Source organism: Evansella tamaricis, from assembly GCF_019042215.1.
Classification (GTDB): domain Bacteria; phylum Bacillota; class Bacilli; order Bacillales; family Salisediminibacteriaceae; genus Evansella; species Evansella tamaricis.
Genome location: NZ_JAHQCS010000065.1, coordinates 1 through 18,338 on the forward strand (window position 1 = coordinate 1; position 18,338 = coordinate 18,338).

The following is an 18,338-nucleotide window of genomic DNA, read 5'->3' on the forward strand; positions in this document are numbered from 1 at the left end:
AGGGCAGTGCAGGAATGACAACAGAAGTCCGCTCTTTGACTTCGGTTGTCGCTTCCGAAGTGCCCCGCAGCGAGTAGGCGATGGAACTAGACAATGCCCGAAGGTGCAAAAACCTATACTTATCTTTTAAAAAAAGCCGCCCCTCTATCCATTTTCAGGAAATTAGGGCAGCCTTTTTCTTTTTAAAAACACTTAAAATGACTATTCACCAGCTCCATATAGTTCTTCCAAGGGCTGAGTAATTGCTTTATTAATATCAGTGATCAACTGGCTCATACGTTGCTCTGCTTCCATCAATTTTGAAATTACTTCATGTTGCTGAACTAATTCAAACTGTTGTTGAGCTTGTTGAATCTCTTCTTCTGTAATTTGTTCGCCTTGCATTTGTTTCTGCTGAAGTTCCAATTGAACATTACGGAAGTTGTCCAGCATACGTTTTGCAACTTCATCCTGATTAACTTGATCGTGAAGGTTTTTGAGTTCAGAGAACTCACTGCTTTCTTTTAATACTTGTGCCAATTCATTTGCCTTATCGTAAGGGTTAACCATAAAAAAAATATCCTCCTTAGTTTTTTGCACGCATGAAACTAGAGGTTAATGCGAAACATACGCACGGGTAAGCATTCTTTAAAACTATAACATGAATGAGAAATGAATTCATCCCATAGGGGTCAAATCATCCAATTTGGAGTAGATTCGGTGATCTAATTATTTGTTATGAGACTAATTCCTAAAAAACTTTCCATGTACTTCAATAAAAGAAAAGAACAAAAACTCCTTGTACTAATCCGACGCCCCCTCCAATAATAGCCCCTAAAATAGCTATCATCTTTAATTCCCTGTTTGCAACCAAAAGTAACATTTCCTCTAAACGAGAAAGGGGAAATGTATTTACTTCATCTTGAACAATTTCTTGAATTCCAATTCGTTCAATCGCAGTTTTCAAGTGTTTCTCAATGATCGTTGTAATACCATCAATGAATGATGGTAAAAATGTCGTCAAAATAACCTGTTCATACTGAAAAGCCCATTCCTTTAAAGGCCGATCCCACTCACCTATAATTGGTGTTTCCGAAATAATAGTATGAATGATAGAATCCACTTTTCTTTCTAAGTTTACGTTTGAAAGTATTTCCTCTGGAGTCTTTTTTAAGTAATTTTTGTACTCCCTTTCAATTAAATCATTTAATAATAGTACTGTTTTTTCATCTTTCAGGAATCGTTGTATCTCTTTTAAGATTATGGATGATATGGATGTACGGCTAACCATTTTTCCAAAAAATCCCCCGACACTTCCTTTTGTCTCAAAAAATCGAGATACCATTATATCAATTTGAGCGTTCCCTTCTGCAGATAATAGATACTCCTCTAGCTTCATCACTAAAGAATCGGAGATGTTTGGTATGTACGCTACTAAACGCAACTTCCATTCTGGAGGCAATATTTCGTCCAACGGTTGTGACTTATATTCCATCACCATATCATAAATTTTATCCTTTAAGCCCTTTTCATAAGCTCCCCTGGCAGCACTTGTCGTCCATCTTCCACTCGTATTTTTCTGAAGCCATTCATCAACGGTAAGATCCTGATGAAGAAATTCCTTTAGTACTCTTTTCATTTTTTCTCCAAAATCTTGCATGAATGTTCCTTGAAAAATCCGTTGTTGTATCCCTTCCGGAGTAACCAAATGATCTTCCACCATTTTCCCTAATTGTAGGGCAATTTCTTCCCTCCGCTTCGGAATTAAACCTGGTGTAAAAGGAATTTTAACGGAACCAATATAAATCGCCCGGTGTGGCCGAAACAACATTCGGATGGCAATGATATTCGTTCCGCCCCCTAACACTGCTCCAACAAAAGTTAATACTAACAGCCATACTATTGGATAATCCATCACTCAACCACCTCTTCCTGGGAGTTTGGCATTTGCACACCTAAACCTCCCTCTTCATAAGATACGGTATCCACTCCTACCCATATACAATAAAAATGAATTTCACTAAGTTTCTATACAGAAGTAAAAGAGGGATGCCAGTGCTTTCCTTTAAGTTTTATATTTCACAGTTTGATGTTAACGATCAATTGAAGCCGAATCAATTTGTAATTCCAAGAAAAATCGCATCCATATGGCAAATCCAACACAAGATGACAGGAAAACTCCTGTTTCATTTCTTATCTTGTGATGTGGAGGTATTAATTGATGATACCTTACCTGATACTGTCGTTCAGGTAGAACCATCTATTGCCTCCCATCTGTCGTTATTAACTCACAAAAGAGTTCAATGTATTTACGACTATAAAGAGAAGACGTTTCATTTTGGTCCAAGTGTCGGTGTCGTTATTGGAGATATACAGGATAGTCAAGAAAACCCATTCGGTACTATAACGAATTATGTCACGGAAATGGCAAAATCAGCAGATGCCTTCCACTTTCCATTTCATGTATTCTCCTATAAAGACGTAACTGGCTCTTTCATTCATGGTTATACCCTCCATGATGGGGCATGGAAAAAAGGGACCTTTCCACTACCACAAGTGATTTACAACCGGATTGGTATAAGGAATCAGGAAAAATCAGTTAAAGGTCAAGATTTCTTTCGGAAGCTAACAGAAATGAATATTCCTTATTTTAATGATCAGTTTTTGCACAAATGGGATACCTACTCTCATTTTAGCAAAGAACCGACGTTAACCCCATATCTTCCAAAAACGCGGCAATTGAAAACAAGACAGGATCTGACGGAAATGTTGAATTTTGCTTCCAGTATTTATTTAAAACCATTTTGGGGGAAAGAAGGGGCAGGAATTATCAAAGTTCACAAAGAAAAAGGCTCTTATTTTATCACTTACCCGACAGACAGAGGTTGGCAAACAAAAAATGTAAAAACAATCGATCAGTTGGTTGAACTATTACACGTTCGAATCCAAAAACGGCAATATTTAATTCAACAATCCATTACACCACTTCATCATCTCAAGACACCTGTTGATTTCCGGATATTATGCATAAAAAATTCCCTAGGGGAATGGCAATCCTGTTCTGCCATTGCCCGTGTAGGTGAAGACAATAAAATAGTCTCTAATTTATCTCAAGGTGCTACTCAGAAAAAAGCGATCTCTCTATTAAGGGAATTCTTCCCTGAAAGTGAGGCTGTTCAAATAGAACGATTCCTGCATGAACTGGCAAAACATGGAGCACAGGTGTTGGATCGGGAAACGAATGGTATTTACGGAGAACTGGGATTTGATTTTATGCTTGATAACGATATCCGTGTCTGGATTCTCGAAGTGAACATTAAACCATCTAAAGGGGATAGTATCCAATTAGCCAAAAATACCTTTCCATCCATTAAGCTTCTTCTTGGTTTTTGCGAGTATTTAACTGGTTTTTCCGAATATTAGTTTCATCCATAGTTCCTTGACTATTGAGAAAGGTTGATAATAGATGATTTCTGTAGGCATTATGCAATCAACGATTGCTGATGGGAATGAATATTTAAATGGTGTAGCTTTTTCCCTTTCGAAGAAGGGATATGAGGTATATTGTTTTACACCAGACGACTATGACTTTAATTCCAACAAAGTAACTGGCTTATTGTTTAATAACCTTACTTCAACATGGCTGAAAAAATCATTTCCATTACCTAATTTTATTTATGATCGTTGTTTCTACCCCATATCTGGAAAAGGGAAACGCTCCCTCCTATCAAAAGTGGAACGAATAAAAACGTTAACGACATTTATTGGAGAGGGTTTACCGAATAAATGGGCAGTACACCAATGGCTTATGAATAATAATATATTATCGAAATATTTACCTCCAACTCAATTATTAACGAATGAAACAATAAACAGTTATCTTTCCATTTTTCATAAGCTAGTTTTAAAACCAGTTAATGGATCTGGAGGTAAAGGTATTTATTTTCTTTTTAATGAAAATGAAAAATTAGAACTGAAAGACGGACAAAACCGTGTTTCCCGCTACTTGAATAAACCTGAAGATATATTCAATCAAGGGTTACCTACGATTAATCATACCAAATATCTCATTCAACCATATCTCCCCTTACATTTGGAGAGAAGACCCTTTGATTTTCGAATTGTTCTTCAGAAACAGTCATTAGAGCGTTGGTATGTTGTCGGAAAAGGTTTTCGCTTCGGAAAGGAAAACTCCTTTCTTTCCAATTTACAGGCAGGGGGAATTATCCGACCAACAATTAAATTAAGAAAGCATGAGAAGAAAAAGATTCTTAATCAAATCCAAGAAATTGTGGAGCACATACCTGGTCAACTGGAAAAATATCATTCTCCTTTGTTTGAATTAGGTGTTGATTTAGGTATTGATACAAATCATAGGGTATGGATCGTAGAAGTGAATTCCAAACCTGGTTATCAAACCGTCTTGGATACGACAGATCCATCAAATCATGATCATATCTTTCATGGAGTTGGACTATATATTGAGTCCATTGAAAAAAAGAACCGTGCAAGGTCCTTAGAATTGAATGTCAACTCAAAATCATAAACAAGGAAGACGTTGGAGATAAAAACAATTGGTAAAGGAGTGAATTCCGTTGCTGAAAAGTATACGAATCCGGTGCAGCGAGACGGAAATAAATAGTTTCATATTATCTATCCCAGAGAATGATCTGAATGAAGTAGGTTTAGAAGATGGCAGTCAAAAAACCATTGTATTTGGAATAAAAAGGGTGGAGTGTACCGTCCTCTCGTCCGGAAACCAAGAAAAGAACTGGACTCTTTCAAAAGCAGCATGGTCTAGCTTAGCCATTCCCTTCCCCCTAACATTAATGGTCCAAAATGATGGAGAAAATTCAATTTTTCTAGGTCCAGTTATAGGTATTTATACAGCAGGCTTTACTGGAAACTCACTGCGCCCTGTTGGAGAACGGTCCTTTTTATTCTCCAAATATATTTATGCTGCAAAATCCTTAGGCGGTCTTGCATTCATTTTTGGTTCCCATCATATTCATTGGAATGAGGGAATCATCGAAGGCTACACCTTTCGAGAAACGGGATGGGAGCAAGTAAAAATTCCATTACCAAATGTCGTTTATGATCGTCTTCCAAATCGTAGAACAGAATCCCTTCCTATATATTCAGAAGTAAAAGAACGGTTAGAACAGGAATATGATATTCCTTGGTTTAATCCTGGATTTTTTGACAAATGGCATATTTACCAGCAATTAATTGACATCCCTGAAGCCCAATCTTTTTTACCAAGAACCATTTCTTCCCCTTCAGAAAAGGAAATACAAGATTTTATACACTCCTATGAGCATGTGTATATCAAACCGAAAAATGGTAGTTTAGGGCTTGGTATCCACCAGATTGTTTATGATTCTAACGAAAAATTTTACTATTGTCGTTTTCGCGACCATTCCCGTAATAGATTAAGAAGATATGGATCCCTTTCTCGATTACTGAAAACACAATTTCCAAGAGGATTTGAAACTCTTGTCATTCAAGAGGGAATCTCCCTCTTAAAATATCAAAATAATCCCATCGATTTTCGGATTCACACGAATAAGGATGAGCATGGAGTGTGGAAAATCAGTGCTATTGCAGCTAAAATAGCAGGTTCAGGGAGCGTTACTACCCATGTGAAAAGTGGCGGCCATGTTAAATCTGTGTCAGAGATTTGGGAAGACCTCCACTTAACTAAAAGCTTATTGGTTGAATTAAAGAAAGCTACCTACCTTTTAAGCAAAGCAATTGATGATACTACAGAAGGGTATGTGGGGGAAATTGGATTCGACATTGGAATTGATCAACAGGAGAAAATCTGGATGTTTGAAGCCAATTCAAAACCTGGCAGAACCATCTTCTCTCACCCTAAATTAAAACAGGATGATTTGCTAACGAGAAAAATGCCTATGGAATACGCATTTCATTTATATCGCTCTTCGATTGATATATCACCGATTATTCAAGGTTAAAGCTGAGACCACACTACAAACGATCAGAAAAGAGGGTGATCCTGCATTGAATAGAAGAAAAAAAAAGCATGTTATTATCCTTGCCGGAAAAAAAGAAGGTCATTTGTTCAGTGGGGAAAGTGATTATTATAAGGACCTACTCATAGAAATAGAAAATCGAGGTGGAAAGGGGGTTATATTCCCCCTATCAAACCGTTATTCTTCAACAACTGTATATTATTGGGATGCGATTGAGGAAAAATGGAAAGATACAAGACATCCCATCCCCCATGTAGTATATAACCGATTCCCATATCGAAAAGGGGAAATGTCAGAAGGGGTTCAGTCTTACTTTAGGAAACTAAAATCTAAAGGGATTCCTATATTTAATGATTCTTTTTTTAATAAAGAGCATATTGCAAAACTCATTAAAGGGGATGACATTTTAAAGAATTTTTTCCCGAAAACAGTACTCCTTAATAAAGAAGGAACACTAAAAACCTTTTTAACAAAATATAATCAAGTGTTTATTAAAGATGTAGAAGGGGCACAAGGAAAAGGAATATGGAAGGTTGAAAGGATACGTCAAAGATACACGTTACATTCCCAAAGAAAAATAGTTGAAGACCTTTCTTTTTCTCAGCTTCATTATTTACTCAAACAAGTTTATCTCAACCGGAGAATTCTAATACAGGAGGGAATACCTGTCACGACTATTGATGGAACCCCTTATGATTTTAGGGTTTTAATGCACTTTTATAAAAACAATTGGCAATTAACAGGGCTAGGAGCAAGGCAAGCACGGGAAAATGGATTCACTACTCATGTACCACAAGGGGGTAGAGTAGTTCCCATGGATCAAGTTCCTATAAAACCGAAAGAAGAACTGGTACATCACCTCGGAAAATCTCTGGGAGAGCTCCTCCAGAGATATTATACAGTTAGGGAGTTTTCTTTCGATATTGGTATGGACCAAATGAGAAATTTGTCCATACTTGATGTGAACAGCAAACCAATGACTTTCGATGAGGAACATATTCAAAGGAATCGAATACAAACATTAGTTAAAATACTACTTAATGATACTTAACCCAAAGTGCTCTTCCCTTTCTTTTATATGATAAACTGTTTCTATCATATAACCAAAAGGAGGGGAATTTTTTGTTATCCCATTTCCAGCTTAAAGAAATAAAAAATAACCTTCTCCATCAAGAATGGACCTTTTCTTTTTTTTACAAGCAGAAAAGATATGAAGGTAAATATTTTAAAGACGGTTCCATTAAATGGAGTTTTTTTGAAGGGACTGAAAAAGATAAACAGTATTTAGAAACATGTGTTCATGATTTAATGCTGTATCATGTGTATGAAGAACATTGATTGGATAATTTCCCCTATTGTGCAGAAGCTAGAAAGACACAAGGAGGGAATCCATGATGACAGAAAAAAAAGACTCCAACTATGAAGGCCGGGATCGGGTAATGGTGGATGTGGACAGAATGACCAACGAAGGGTTAGCTGGTGGTAAAGACCACATTACAAATGATAAACGTCAAATTGATGAAGCACAAGATTTTCACGAAGAAAAGCCCCCATATCATGTGAATCATGATGAATAGCCACTCGGGTGTCTCAGAAAGAACGGGACACCCGATTTTTTTCTTTTCCCTTGGCGATTTACTGTCGTTTTTTATATACTAGTATCGAGTGAACTATAGAAGGGACAACGTTATTTATGTTAAATAGATTAAAATCTAACTATTCTTTTGCTATACCTAAGGATGCGAATGACATCCCCCTTTCTTCCCGTTTAACACTGTCTGATAAAGAAGGAACAAGTATCACATTCGATAAGAGAAAGTTAACGGAGGAGGAAGCAACGTTACTGGATACCCTCTTTAACGAAAAACTGGAACAGTCAAATCATGGAAAATCTCCGTTGGAAGAAAATCTCATCGGATGGTTATTTAACCTTAATCAGCAAGAGGGAGATAGGACATTAATTGAAAAAAATCTTAATTTCCCATTTCGTTTTATTCATTTCTCTATCAAAGGTGTGCTTGGGGATTATGATGAATTTGAAGAAGCTATGAAAAGTCTTTTTCCCACCTCCCCAGTTTTATTGTGGAGAAATAAATTTGAGGGAATTCTATTTCAGACAATCGATGCTTATTTCGAAGAAGAAAATGATGAGGAATCCATCGCTGATACAATTACATCGGACTTTTTTGTACAAATATCCCTTTATGTAGGTTCACCAATCACGTCATTTGATACGATACAGTCACAGTATAATTGGGAAACATCCATATTCCATATTGTCAGGAGTATATCCCCAACGAAAAGACTTTTCTTAGAGCATGAAATAGTTCCGTATTTTCTATTAAGGGACCTTTCAGATGAAACAAAAAAAATGACACTGGAAATGTTGAAACCTGTACTTAATGACAAAAGCCTTTTAGAATCTGTGAAAGTTTATCTGGAATGTAACATGAATACCACTCTTGCTGCCAAAAAATTATTTATGCACCGGAACACTTTGCAATATCGAGTGGACAAGTTTATTGAGAAAACGTCCATTGATGTAAAACGTTTTCCTAATGCAGTTGCTGTTTATCTAATGTTTGTGGTACTACAGTCAAAAAGAGATAGCTAATTCTAAGCGACTCTATGGCAAGATGTCACTTGATGCCGTTGTCCGCACGGGCAAGTTCTTGTGCTGAGTTACAGTACTTCCACTGACACCTCGGCGCCTTTCTCTCTCTTTGCACATTGCACAAAAAATTCATCCCTTTTTTGTGCATGCTTACAGTAGTTATGAAAGCCTTTCCAAGTTAAACTAATGTTAGTACTTAATTAACAACAACGAACGTGATACACGTTCTATAAAAAAGGAGTGGAAAACCCATGGCAGATATTACTTTTAAAGGGCTTTATAAAATCTTTGATGGGGATGTAACGGCAGTTTCTGACTTTAACCTTGAAATCGAAGATAAAGAGTTTATCGTATTCGTTGGTCCATCAGGTTGTGGTAAATCAACAACTTTACGTATGGTAGCAGGTCTTGAGGATATTTCTAAAGGAGAACTTTACATCGGAGACGAGCTAGTAAACGATGTGGCACCAAAAGATCGTGACATCGCGATGGTATTCCAAAACTATGCCTTATATCCACATATGAACGTTTATGAAAATATGGCTTTCGGTTTAAAACTACGTAAATTCAAAAAAGCTGAGATTGATGAGCGTGTAAGAAATGCTGCAAAAATTCTTGGATTAACAGAAATGCTTGACCGTAAACCAAAAGCAATGTCCGGTGGTCAACGTCAGCGTGTTGCACTTGGTCGAGCTATTGTACGTAATCCTAAAGTATTCTTAATGGATGAGCCTTTATCAAACCTTGATGCAAAATTGCGTGTACAAATGCGTGCTGAAATAACTAAACTTCACCAACGTTTACAAACAACTACAATATACGTAACACATGACCAAACAGAAGCGATGACAATGGCCACAAGAATCGTCGTTATGAAAGATGGACTTATTCAACAGGTTGGTCGTCCTAAAGATATTTATGATAACCCAGATAACGTGTTCGTAGGCGGATTTATTGGTTCTCCTGCAATGAACTTCTTGACTGGTACATTAAAAGACGGTTTCTTCGAAATGGAAGGACATAAAGTGAAGGTTCCTGCTGGTAAGTTAAAAGCTGTTGAAAAATACAATGGTAAAGAAATTATCCTTGGTATCCGTCCAGAAGATATTCACGATGAGCCAGTTTTCCTTGAAGCATCTGAAAATTCAACATTTGAAGCTTTCATCGATGTCGCTGAGTTAATGGGTGCAGAGACTTTCCTTTATTCGAAAGTGGCTAACCAAGACTTCATCGCACGAGTTGATTCCCGTACAGATGTTGGCAACGGAGATACATTAACAATGGCTTTTGATATGAATAAATGTCACTTCTTTGATCCAGAAACTGAACTTCGCATTCGATAATTACACTAAAGTCCCCTTTATCCAGGGGGCTTTATTCTATTTCTTTAACAAGTATCACTTGATCACTTTGGCAATTACTGCAAGTAAACAAATGTGGGCACTCCCCGTTTGTTTTATCCCCTTCTATCATGTCAGATTCTTTCATCAGTTCAATTGGCTCATATGGTGAATAGTCTCCAAAAAAATCAAAATAGCGTCCTTTGTCTTCCATTGTGTTCTCACAAATTTTACATGGAATAGCCAATTGTTCCATGCCATTACATAACGGACAATATCCCATCATTACCCTCCTTTAAGATTGTTATTACTAGCTTTTCCCGTAATGAGAATAACTTAACTTATAAATATTGGTATAAGAAAAGCGGAATAACCTAAGATCACGAGCGTAGGGCAGTGCAGGAATGACAACAGAAGTCCGCTTTTTGGCTTCAGTTGTCATTTCCGAAGTGCCCCGCAGCGAGTAGGTGATGGAGCTAGACAAAGAAAAGCGGAATCGCCTAAGATCACGAGCGTAGGGCAGTGCAGGAATGACAACAGAAGTCTGCTTTTTGGCTTCCTTGTGCTCCTGCGATTACTCGTCGCAAGGCAGCAAGGATGCAACTCAAGTAGCAGCCTGCCTGAAGTGATCCGAGCCCGTAGGCGCTGGAGCTAGAAAAGAAGGAAAGAAACTTATATCAATTTAAAAAGGGATGGAACAAGTCCATCCCTACAGCCATGTTATTCTTTTTATTATTGTTGCTGACCACCAAATTGTTGCTCTGCCATTTGTACAAGACGCTTAGTGATCTCACCACCAACAGATCCGTTAGCACGAGAAGTAGCATCTGCACCAAGCTGAACACCAAACTCTTGCGCAATTTCATACTTCATTTGATCTAATGCTTGTTGAACACCAGGTACAAGTAATTGGTTCGAGTTGTTGTTTTGTGCCATGTTTCTCACCTCCTGACGTAACCATAGTTTGTATCAATCTTTGTCAGGTATGTAAAAAAAGCATTAGTAATTTTTAGGTAAAACATTTTAGCGCCTTACTTGGATAGTAAATTTTCCACAAATATCATTTATAAGTCCCTTGCCGTTTCATTCAAGTGCTCAGCAGATACAGCTACACGGGAAGATGCCTGCCCTATTTCTTTAATAATTAGTTTTAAATCACTAAACTCTTCTTCCACAAGATTTACCATTTGGAGGCTGTCCTCAAGCGTTCCTGCAATCCCTTCAAAAGTCTCTTTTGTTTGAAGTGTTTCTTCTGTTCCTGATGCAACTAACTGGGTTACTTCACCGATGGCGTCGTTCACCATGGAGATATAAGTAGAGGATTTACTAACAAGTTTTTCAATGTTCTCCACTGATGCTTTAGTTTCTTCAGACAACTTTTTTACTTCATTCGCAACAACCGCAAAACCTCTCCCGTGTTCCCCCGCTCTGGCAGCCTCAATGGCTGAATTAAGAGAAAGAAGAGTTGTCTGGTCTGCAATGTTTTTTACAATCCCTATTACCCGGTTTATCTCTTCAGAGGAATCGGTTAATTTTCGGGTTAAATCATCCATCTTCCTAGAACTCAAATTCAATTCATCCATTTTCTTTGTTAAATTCTCCATCCTATCACGACTATCGGTGGCTACGATTTTTGTTTGTTTTGTTTTTTCAGTACTTTGAATTACGCTATTACTAACTTCATTGCTATTTGATATCAATTGTTCCACCGACGCAGAAGTTTCTACTGAAAGTGCAGCCAGTTCTCCAGTGACATTAAGAATGATATTTTTTAAGTTATTCTTCACTTCTTCATGTTCTTTTTCCCTCTGTTGCACATTTTCCTTCTCGTATGCTTCCAATACTAATTGCTGCTCTATATTTAATAGTTTAGTGACAACTTCTACTGCTCTTTTCCTTTCCTCAAAGGATTTCATTTTTTCTGAAATTAGCTGAAACATGGAGGCATAAAGGGATTGGAAAGATCCCATATACCATTTTGGAGTCAGGCCAATTCGAAAATGAATTTTTGCGACTGCCTCTCGTTTTTCAAAGAATTCTTTATCCATCTTTCCACTAAACATTTCAATTAAGTGCTGTTTTAAAGTGTTTTTCAGACGGTCTGTTGAACTATGCTTTGTAATAATCCCCTCAAGTGAAGGTACAGACAATAGTTTTTCATAAAATTCATTTATCATTTCATCCATATTGGATTCCATTAAAGGTTTTAGTGCTTTAGCAATTTTGAGATCATCTATTCCGATTTGTGTAAGCGTTAACTGGTCTTTTATTTCCTTCGTTGGAGGTTCTAATAAAACTTCATGATCGTAGGAATGGAGTTTTATAAAATATTCTGTTGGAGTCGTTTGCTTTTTAAAAACGGTTAAAAATTTCAAGGACATTTACCACCTTTTGGATTATTTTTGTATAAATAAATTATAACATTTGTATAATAAAAATAGATACATATTAGCACATAACAGAAGAAATATCGATAAACATCTAAACAAAAAAAAAAATCTGAACAATGTCTCCCTGATCATTGTCCAGATTCAAATGTTAAGCGTTATTCAGTTGTCTTAATTTTTCTCATCTCTAATGCACGATCAGGGTAATTCGTAGAAATACCGATACTGGAGTCCATTGCCATAATCATTTGGATATCCTGTAATTCATCACCAGGAGCACACATGATTGTTACTCCTGATTCCAATAATTTGGTTAATAGCCCTGCAGTTATGAATGGATAACCCATACCAATAAAGCTAGCACCTGTGTATTGTAGCTGCTCCATGATTAAAGTTGGTCTACCATAAATAATTAGACCAGTACTAACAGTATTGTCCATGTCTTTCAGTCTCTTCAATGACTCATGATCAAAGGAAATAACTGTTGTATCGGAGAACATATCATATTTATCCATAAGATCGTACACTTTTTTCTCTAACCCTGGATACATGATTCCTGCTTGTTTTAACTCCAAATAAAGTTTCTTTTTTCCTTTGATTAGCTGAAATACCTCTTCTAATGTGGGTACTTTTTCCCCAGCAAACTCCTCAGAGAACCAACTTCCAGCATCAAGTTTCCTAAGTTCTTCATAGGTTATTTCCTTAACTAGTCCTTTTCCGTTAGTCGTCCTTTCTAAAGTGAAATCGTGAATGACAACCGGTATTCCATCTTTCGTTAATTGAACATCAAACTCAATGGATTCAATTTCTGATGTATCTAATGCTAATTGAAATGCTGCTAAAGTGTTTTCCGGTGCTTTACTTGACCAACCACGATGTGCGCTAATGGGATTCATATGAGTTCACAGCCCTTCCGTTTTTTTTTGCCAGTGTTATATCGAGTTATCTAAGACGGTCTCTTCATCGCGATTATTTTGAGAGCAACTCATTTCCCCGTTCCGCAGCTGCAGTTAATGCTTCTTGTGCAGAAACCCCATCTTCCAAAATAGCACGCTGCATTTCAATAGTAATAATTACCTGTAATTCATGGTAAGCAGGAACCATAGGACGGGGGCGAGCATATGCCAACTGATCCACTGCCACTTTGAATTGAGGAGAATTTTCATATATTGCCTGCATGTCCTCACTATCGATAGCTGATTGCCTTACGGGCATGTATCCAGTTGCCTGACTGAACTGAATCGTTTGTTCTTTCTCGGTCATCCATTTTACAAATTCCCAAGCAGCCTGTTGACGTTCTTCCGAGGTATTTTCCAAAATAACTAAATTGGAACCACCAGACGGTGTTGCAAACTCTTCTTTTTTCGGTAAAAAGGAAGTAATAACTTCAAAACCTTGTCCTTCTATGGAGTCTAAAATACTCCCTAAAGAACCGGTAGATGCAAAAAGCATTGCAGCATTTTGATTCACAAAATCTTGCTGGGAAACATCAAATCCCCGTTCAGCAGGAGGGTTTTTCATAATACCCTCATCAATCATATCCATCCAATATTGAAGTGCTTCCACCCCTGCGTCAGAATGAAATAGTGACTTCTTTCCATCTTCTGAGAGGATTTCTCCACCATTTTGAAAGACAAGTGCTTCAAATAACCATGTATTTGTTGCTGTTGTAAAACCGTATCTTTCTTCTGGAATAGTAAGTTTCCTGGCATACTCCTCCAACTCATCCCAAGTGGTAGGGCCACTAATATCCAGTCCCACTTCTTCAAGCATATTTTTATTCATGTATAATAGCGGCGTACTTCTTGCGAATGGCAACGCTACTAAAGTATCATCCCAATAAGAATTACCTAATAATCCAGGTACGAAATCATCTAAACTCATATCCTCTTGTTTCACTAATTCCCCTAAATCAACTAATGCACCAGCTTTTGCAAATGCTCCGATTGCTCCTGCTTCAATGACAGTAACATCCGGGTGATTTCTGGCAGCGATCGCCGCCTGTATTTTTGATTGATTCTCCAGATAATCCCCTTGATATGTCGCGTTTACATATACTTCATTTTGATAATTATTATATTCCTCCACTAATGCTTCCACACTGGACCCTGCTCCACCGAATGCATGCCAGAACTGGATGATGGGACGCCCATCTTCTGATTGTTGTTGAACGGAATTTGCTTCGTTCCCACATGCCGGAATTACGATAGATAACAAGATTGCTGCAATTCCAACTGTCAGTTTTGTTTTCAAATAATTCATAATTACCTCCCCTTTTTTTCAAAAAATTTATTTTACACCCGTATAAACAAAGGCTTTAATGATATGACGTTGGGCCAAAAAGAAAATAACTAAAATCGGTACAACCAATAACATATTTCCAGCCATCACAAGATTCCAGGAGGCTCCGCTGTCAATATCCCGGAGCCTTGCAATCCCTACTGGAAGTGTTCTTGACAACTCAGAATTAGTCATTACAAGGGGCCAAAAATAATCGTTCCAATGGGTAATAAAACTAAATAATGCAAACGTAATAATTGTAGGCTTAGCATAGGGCACCATGATCTTCCACATGATTTTCCATTCACTTGCTTGGTCCAGTCTTGCCGCCTCAATTAACTCATTAGGTACTTGCTTAAACGCCTGACGGATGAGGAATATTCCAAACGCACTGGATGCAAAAGGAATAATTAGTGATGCTAATGAATCAATTAATCCCCAAGAACTCATTTGAAGATAAACCGGTAAGAAAATCAGTTGTGCCGGAATCATTAACGTAATCATGATAAGTGCAAATAAAAATCTGTCCCCTTTAAATCGGTATCTTGCGAATGCATAAGATGCAGGAATTACTGTTAAAAACTGTAAAACTAATATACTTACTGTCACCGTAATGCTGTTTATATAATAGTGAAGAAATGGACCGGACTGCCATGCATCAACAAAGTTCTGCCATAACCATTGATCTGGAATCCACTTCGGAGGGAACATCATCGTTTCCGAGAAAGATTTAAATGCTGTTGTAATCATCCAGAAAAAAGGAAATATAAAAATGAGAATAACAGTTAGTAAAAGTACCCAGTTCAATCCTTTAAGTAGATAGTTTAATAATTTCATTGTTTGCCTACCCCTCTTACTGATAATGTACCCGTTTAGAAAGTAACCTGAAATACAGCCATGTCATGATAGCTAATAGGATGAGTAATATAACACCAACAGCGGAGGCATATCCTATATTGAAGAAACGGAATCCGTGCATGTAAATATTAAATACTAACGTGTTGGTGGAATTAACGGGCCCACCGAGTGTCATTATGTGAACTGTATCAAACACCTGGAAAGATACAATGACATTCGTTACTACTAAGAAAAACAAAGTGGGTGTCAGCATCGGTAACGTAATTTTGTAAAAAGTCCGCCACTTTGGAGACTGATCTAAATCCGCTGCTTCATAAAGGTCTTTTGGAATACTTTGCAGTCCAGCAATAAATACCAATGTATTAAAACCGACACCTTTCCATACCGCAACTAAAATGAGAGAAAAAAGTGCTGTATTCTGATCTGTGAGCCAAGGCTGTTTAGGAATCCCTACTAAACTTAATAACCAATTTAACAATCCAAAATCAGGATCCATCATCCATAGCCATAACAGCGCAATGGATGCAAGAGATATAATATATGGACTGAAAACAGCAGTCTGGGCTAATCGATGAATCCTAGTTGATCGATTAAGCCAAAGGGCAAGGAATAGTGCAAGCGTGATTGAAAAAACAACTGTTCCAAATGTATACACCAATGTATTAGATAGAACTTTCGCAAATTCACTGGAATTTAGTAATTGTTGAAAGTTGGATAACCCCACAAAGTCTTTCGTGGGACTGATAAAATCCCACGAATGGAGACTAAGGTATACCATATAGTAAATGGGATATATAAAAAATAAGAGAAATACAATTAAGGCTGGTGCAATCATGACATAAGGTCGAATTATTGGCCACGATTTCATGAGGTCTTTTCCCCTGCCGCAGTCAATGTACTTTTCATTTCTGTTCTAATGATCGATGATATTCGATTCCCATCTTTATCAAAATAATATAAGTCACTGTATTCCACTTCCACATAAACTTTTTTCTCATTTACCATAGGTGTAAGATAGCTTTTCCCTTGAATATTTCCTATTTGAGATTTGAGCTGATAAATGATTTCAGCACCTAGCGTTTCCCGGTTGATAATTTCACAGTTCAAGCAAAATCCTGATGTGGAAGGTGCTTTTAGAAGTTTTATTTTTTCTGGTCGAAAGCCAATGTAACTTACTCCCTGTTGTTGAAAGGACCAACTGTCTTCCGAGTAGGTAACAAGATCTTCAATGGACATAACATTCATTGGAGGCATGCCTACGAATTGAGAAACAAACATGGAATTTGGTTCATTATATAGCTCCATTGGACCTGCCTGTTGAACTACTTTTCCTTTATTCATTAATATTACATCTTCTCCCATAGACATAGCTTCCACTTGATCATGGGTAACGTAGATAAAAGTTGTTCCTAGTCGCTTATGCAGTTGAATCAGTTCCATCCTCATTTGTTGGCGAAGTTTAGCATCTAAATTAGATAATGGTTCATCCATTAAAAACACTTTCGGTTTCTTTACCATTGCACGTGCTAAAGCTACCCGCTGCCGTTGACCGCCAGAAAGTTGCTGTGGTTTTTTAGATAGATACGGGGTAAGTCCTACAATTTCTGCAATTTCATAAACCAATTCTTTCCGTTCCACTTTAGGTATCTTTCTATTAGTTAAACCAAATTCTATATTTTCACGAACAGACATTGTTGGGTATAAGGCATAGTTTTGAAAGACCATAGCAACATCCCGTTTACCTGGAGAAATGTCCGATACATTATGATCCCCAATCCAAATCTCACCTTCTGATTGTTCTTCTAAACCAGCAATCATCCGTAAAGTAGTTGTTTTTCCACAACCGGAAGGTCCTACTAAAACGGTGAATGATCCATCCTTAATCGTTATGTTTAAACGCTCAATGACTGATTCACCATCAAAATTTTTGCTTACATTTTTTAATTGTATTTGTGCCATTCATCTCACCTAACTTTCGTATTAAACAGTAATAACTCTCACCCACATGTTTACTATACCGACTCAATATAGAGACAATGTTAAGGAATTATAAAGGTTTGTTTAGATTTTGTAAGTTTAGGTGTGTAAAGGAAAAAAATAGCTTACTATTACAATGAATAAGATAACGTAAGGAGTGAGCACGAATGGAGAAACTTGCAGAAGATAAAACTCAAATTGATCAATCGGGGGTATCATACATCACATTTTTAAAAGAATTATTGATTCGTCCTTCTGAAATTAAGAAAACTCCTTTTAAAAAATTGGCTACACATGGGTTATTTTCATTAGTTATTATCTCTTTTTTAATGTCGTCCGTACTTTATACAAATTTACTACAGTCGTCATGCCAGTGGCTATTGACGATTACCTTTCAAACCTTTTTCTTACTACCTGGACTAGCATTATTTGTCGTCTTCCTTCTATTGGGGTCCATCACATTTGCCATTCTTAAGGTAATGGGTATGAAAGCATCTTTCATGGATGTTATCTCTCGATTCGGTTCATTTTTATTTTTGCCTATGCTTTTATTTATCATTGCATCTGTAACTGCCTACTTTCATCTTGAGACAAGCCTTACTTTCTTTATCATTGGTGCACTAGCAATTTGTATATCAATCTTTTATACGTTCTATTCCTATCAAACTACTAACGTAACAAAAACAGCAATTATTAAATCGCTAATACCATCTGTCCTATTGATTACTCCAATTATAGTATCTATATTTGTGGTTTCGACACAATTACCAATGGGCACCGTGGAGCAACTAACCATCTGTTTAACATATTAATAAGAAAAGCGTAAGCGGCCTATGAACACGAGCGTAGGGCAGTGGAGGAATGACAACAGAAGTCCGCTCTTTGACTTCGGTTGTCACTTCCGAAG

At 37.2% G+C, this 18,338-nt stretch carries 19 protein-coding genes; 9 read left to right on the top strand and 10 right to left on the bottom strand.

Features of this window, described 5'->3' with window-relative positions; genetic code table 11:
• Positions 1 to 201: 201 nt before the first annotated feature.
• Positions 202 to 549, bottom strand: a complete 348-nt coding sequence (locus tag KS419_RS06000; protein ID WP_217065162.1) for a YlbF/YmcA family competence regulator — start codon at positions 547 to 549, stop codon at positions 202 to 204.
• A 202-nt stretch (positions 550 to 751) separates the two neighbouring features.
• Positions 752 to 1,894: a DUF445 domain-containing protein gene (locus tag KS419_RS06005; protein WP_217065163.1), complete on the bottom strand. Its 1,143-nt coding sequence runs from the start codon at positions 1,892 to 1,894 to the stop codon at positions 752 to 754.
• Between the two features lie 140 nt (positions 1,895 to 2,034).
• Here KS419_RS06005 and KS419_RS25450 point away from each other — a divergent pair, with 140 nt between their 5' ends.
• The 8 genes from KS419_RS25450 (at position 2,035) to KS419_RS06045 (ending at position 9,932) form a co-directional block, all read left to right on the top strand.
• Positions 2,035 to 3,402, top strand: coding sequence for a YheC/YheD family endospore coat-associated protein (locus KS419_RS25450; protein WP_217065164.1), 1,368 nt, complete (start codon positions 2,035 to 2,037; stop codon positions 3,400 to 3,402).
• Positions 3,403 to 3,445: 43 nt separating this feature from the next.
• Positions 3,446 to 4,525, top strand: coding sequence for a YheC/YheD family endospore coat-associated protein (locus tag KS419_RS06015; RefSeq protein ID WP_217065165.1), 1,080 nt, complete (start codon positions 3,446 to 3,448; stop codon positions 4,523 to 4,525).
• A 49-nt stretch (positions 4,526 to 4,574) separates the two neighbouring features.
• Complete coding sequence (locus tag KS419_RS06020) at positions 4,575 to 5,957, top strand: YheC/YheD family endospore coat-associated protein (protein WP_217065166.1); 1,383 nt, start codon at positions 4,575 to 4,577, stop codon at positions 5,955 to 5,957.
• Between the two features lie 46 nt (positions 5,958 to 6,003).
• Positions 6,004 to 7,026, top strand: a complete 1,023-nt coding sequence (locus KS419_RS06025; protein ID WP_217065167.1) for a YheC/YheD family protein — start codon at positions 6,004 to 6,006, stop codon at positions 7,024 to 7,026.
• Positions 7,027 to 7,097: 71 nt separating this feature from the next.
• Entirely contained in the window at positions 7,098 to 7,313 is a 216-nt protein-coding gene (locus tag KS419_RS06030; protein ID WP_217065168.1) for a DUF5342 family protein, read from the top strand.
• A gap of 56 nt (positions 7,314 to 7,369) precedes the next feature.
• Entirely contained in the window at positions 7,370 to 7,552 is a 183-nt protein-coding gene (locus tag KS419_RS06035; RefSeq protein ID WP_217065169.1) for a hypothetical protein, read from the top strand.
• Between the two features lie 116 nt (positions 7,553 to 7,668).
• Entirely contained in the window at positions 7,669 to 8,589 is a 921-nt protein-coding gene (locus KS419_RS06040; protein WP_217065170.1) for a PucR family transcriptional regulator, read from the top strand.
• Positions 8,590 to 8,840: 251 nt separating this feature from the next.
• The gene (locus KS419_RS06045) at positions 8,841 to 9,932 is read left to right on the top strand and encodes an ABC transporter ATP-binding protein (RefSeq protein ID WP_217065171.1); all 1,092 of its coding nucleotides are present in this window, start codon (positions 8,841 to 8,843) and stop codon (positions 9,930 to 9,932) included.
• Positions 9,933 to 9,963: 31 nt separating this feature from the next.
• On the opposite strand, the gene KS419_RS06050 is transcribed toward KS419_RS06045, so the two are convergent.
• The 8 genes from KS419_RS06050 to KS419_RS06085 all read right to left on the bottom strand — a co-directional run bounded on the left by KS419_RS06050 (position 9,964) and on the right by KS419_RS06085 (position 17,413).
• The gene (locus KS419_RS06050) at positions 9,964 to 10,212 is read right to left on the bottom strand and encodes a hypothetical protein (protein ID WP_217065172.1); all 249 of its coding nucleotides are present in this window, start codon (positions 10,210 to 10,212) and stop codon (positions 9,964 to 9,966) included.
• Positions 10,213 to 10,661: 449 nt separating this feature from the next.
• The gene (locus KS419_RS06055) at positions 10,662 to 10,865 is read right to left on the bottom strand and encodes an alpha/beta-type small acid-soluble spore protein (protein ID WP_217065173.1); all 204 of its coding nucleotides are present in this window, start codon (positions 10,863 to 10,865) and stop codon (positions 10,662 to 10,664) included.
• A 128-nt stretch (positions 10,866 to 10,993) separates the two neighbouring features.
• Positions 10,994 to 12,304, bottom strand: coding sequence for a globin-coupled sensor protein (locus KS419_RS06060; RefSeq protein ID WP_217065174.1), 1,311 nt, complete (start codon positions 12,302 to 12,304; stop codon positions 10,994 to 10,996).
• A 170-nt stretch (positions 12,305 to 12,474) separates the two neighbouring features.
• On the bottom strand, positions 12,475 to 13,212 hold the full coding sequence (locus KS419_RS06065; RefSeq protein ID WP_217065175.1) for a glycerophosphodiester phosphodiesterase: 738 nt from the start codon (positions 13,210 to 13,212) through the stop codon (positions 12,475 to 12,477).
• A 73-nt stretch (positions 13,213 to 13,285) separates the two neighbouring features.
• Positions 13,286 to 14,578: an ABC transporter substrate-binding protein gene (locus KS419_RS06070; protein WP_217065176.1), complete on the bottom strand. Its 1,293-nt coding sequence runs from the start codon at positions 14,576 to 14,578 to the stop codon at positions 13,286 to 13,288.
• Between the two features lie 27 nt (positions 14,579 to 14,605).
• Positions 14,606 to 15,433 carry a carbohydrate ABC transporter permease gene (locus tag KS419_RS06075; protein ID WP_217065177.1) on the bottom strand — a complete coding sequence of 276 codons (828 nt, stop codon included), beginning with the start codon at positions 15,431 to 15,433 and terminating at the stop codon, positions 14,606 to 14,608.
• A 16-nt stretch (positions 15,434 to 15,449) separates the two neighbouring features.
• Positions 15,450 to 16,322 carry a carbohydrate ABC transporter permease gene (locus KS419_RS06080; protein ID WP_217065178.1) on the bottom strand — a complete coding sequence of 291 codons (873 nt, stop codon included), beginning with the start codon at positions 16,320 to 16,322 and terminating at the stop codon, positions 15,450 to 15,452.
• Positions 16,319 to 17,413: an ABC transporter ATP-binding protein gene (locus tag KS419_RS06085; RefSeq protein ID WP_217065179.1), complete on the bottom strand. Its 1,095-nt coding sequence runs from the start codon at positions 17,411 to 17,413 to the stop codon at positions 16,319 to 16,321. Before KS419_RS06085 ends, KS419_RS06080 begins: the two co-directional genes overlap by 4 nt.
• Before the next feature lie 185 nt (positions 17,414 to 17,598).
• Here KS419_RS06085 and KS419_RS06090 point away from each other — a divergent pair, with 185 nt between their 5' ends.
• Entirely contained in the window at positions 17,599 to 18,243 is a 645-nt protein-coding gene (locus tag KS419_RS06090) for a hypothetical protein (protein WP_217065180.1), read from the top strand.
• Positions 18,244 to 18,338 lie beyond the last annotated feature (95 nt).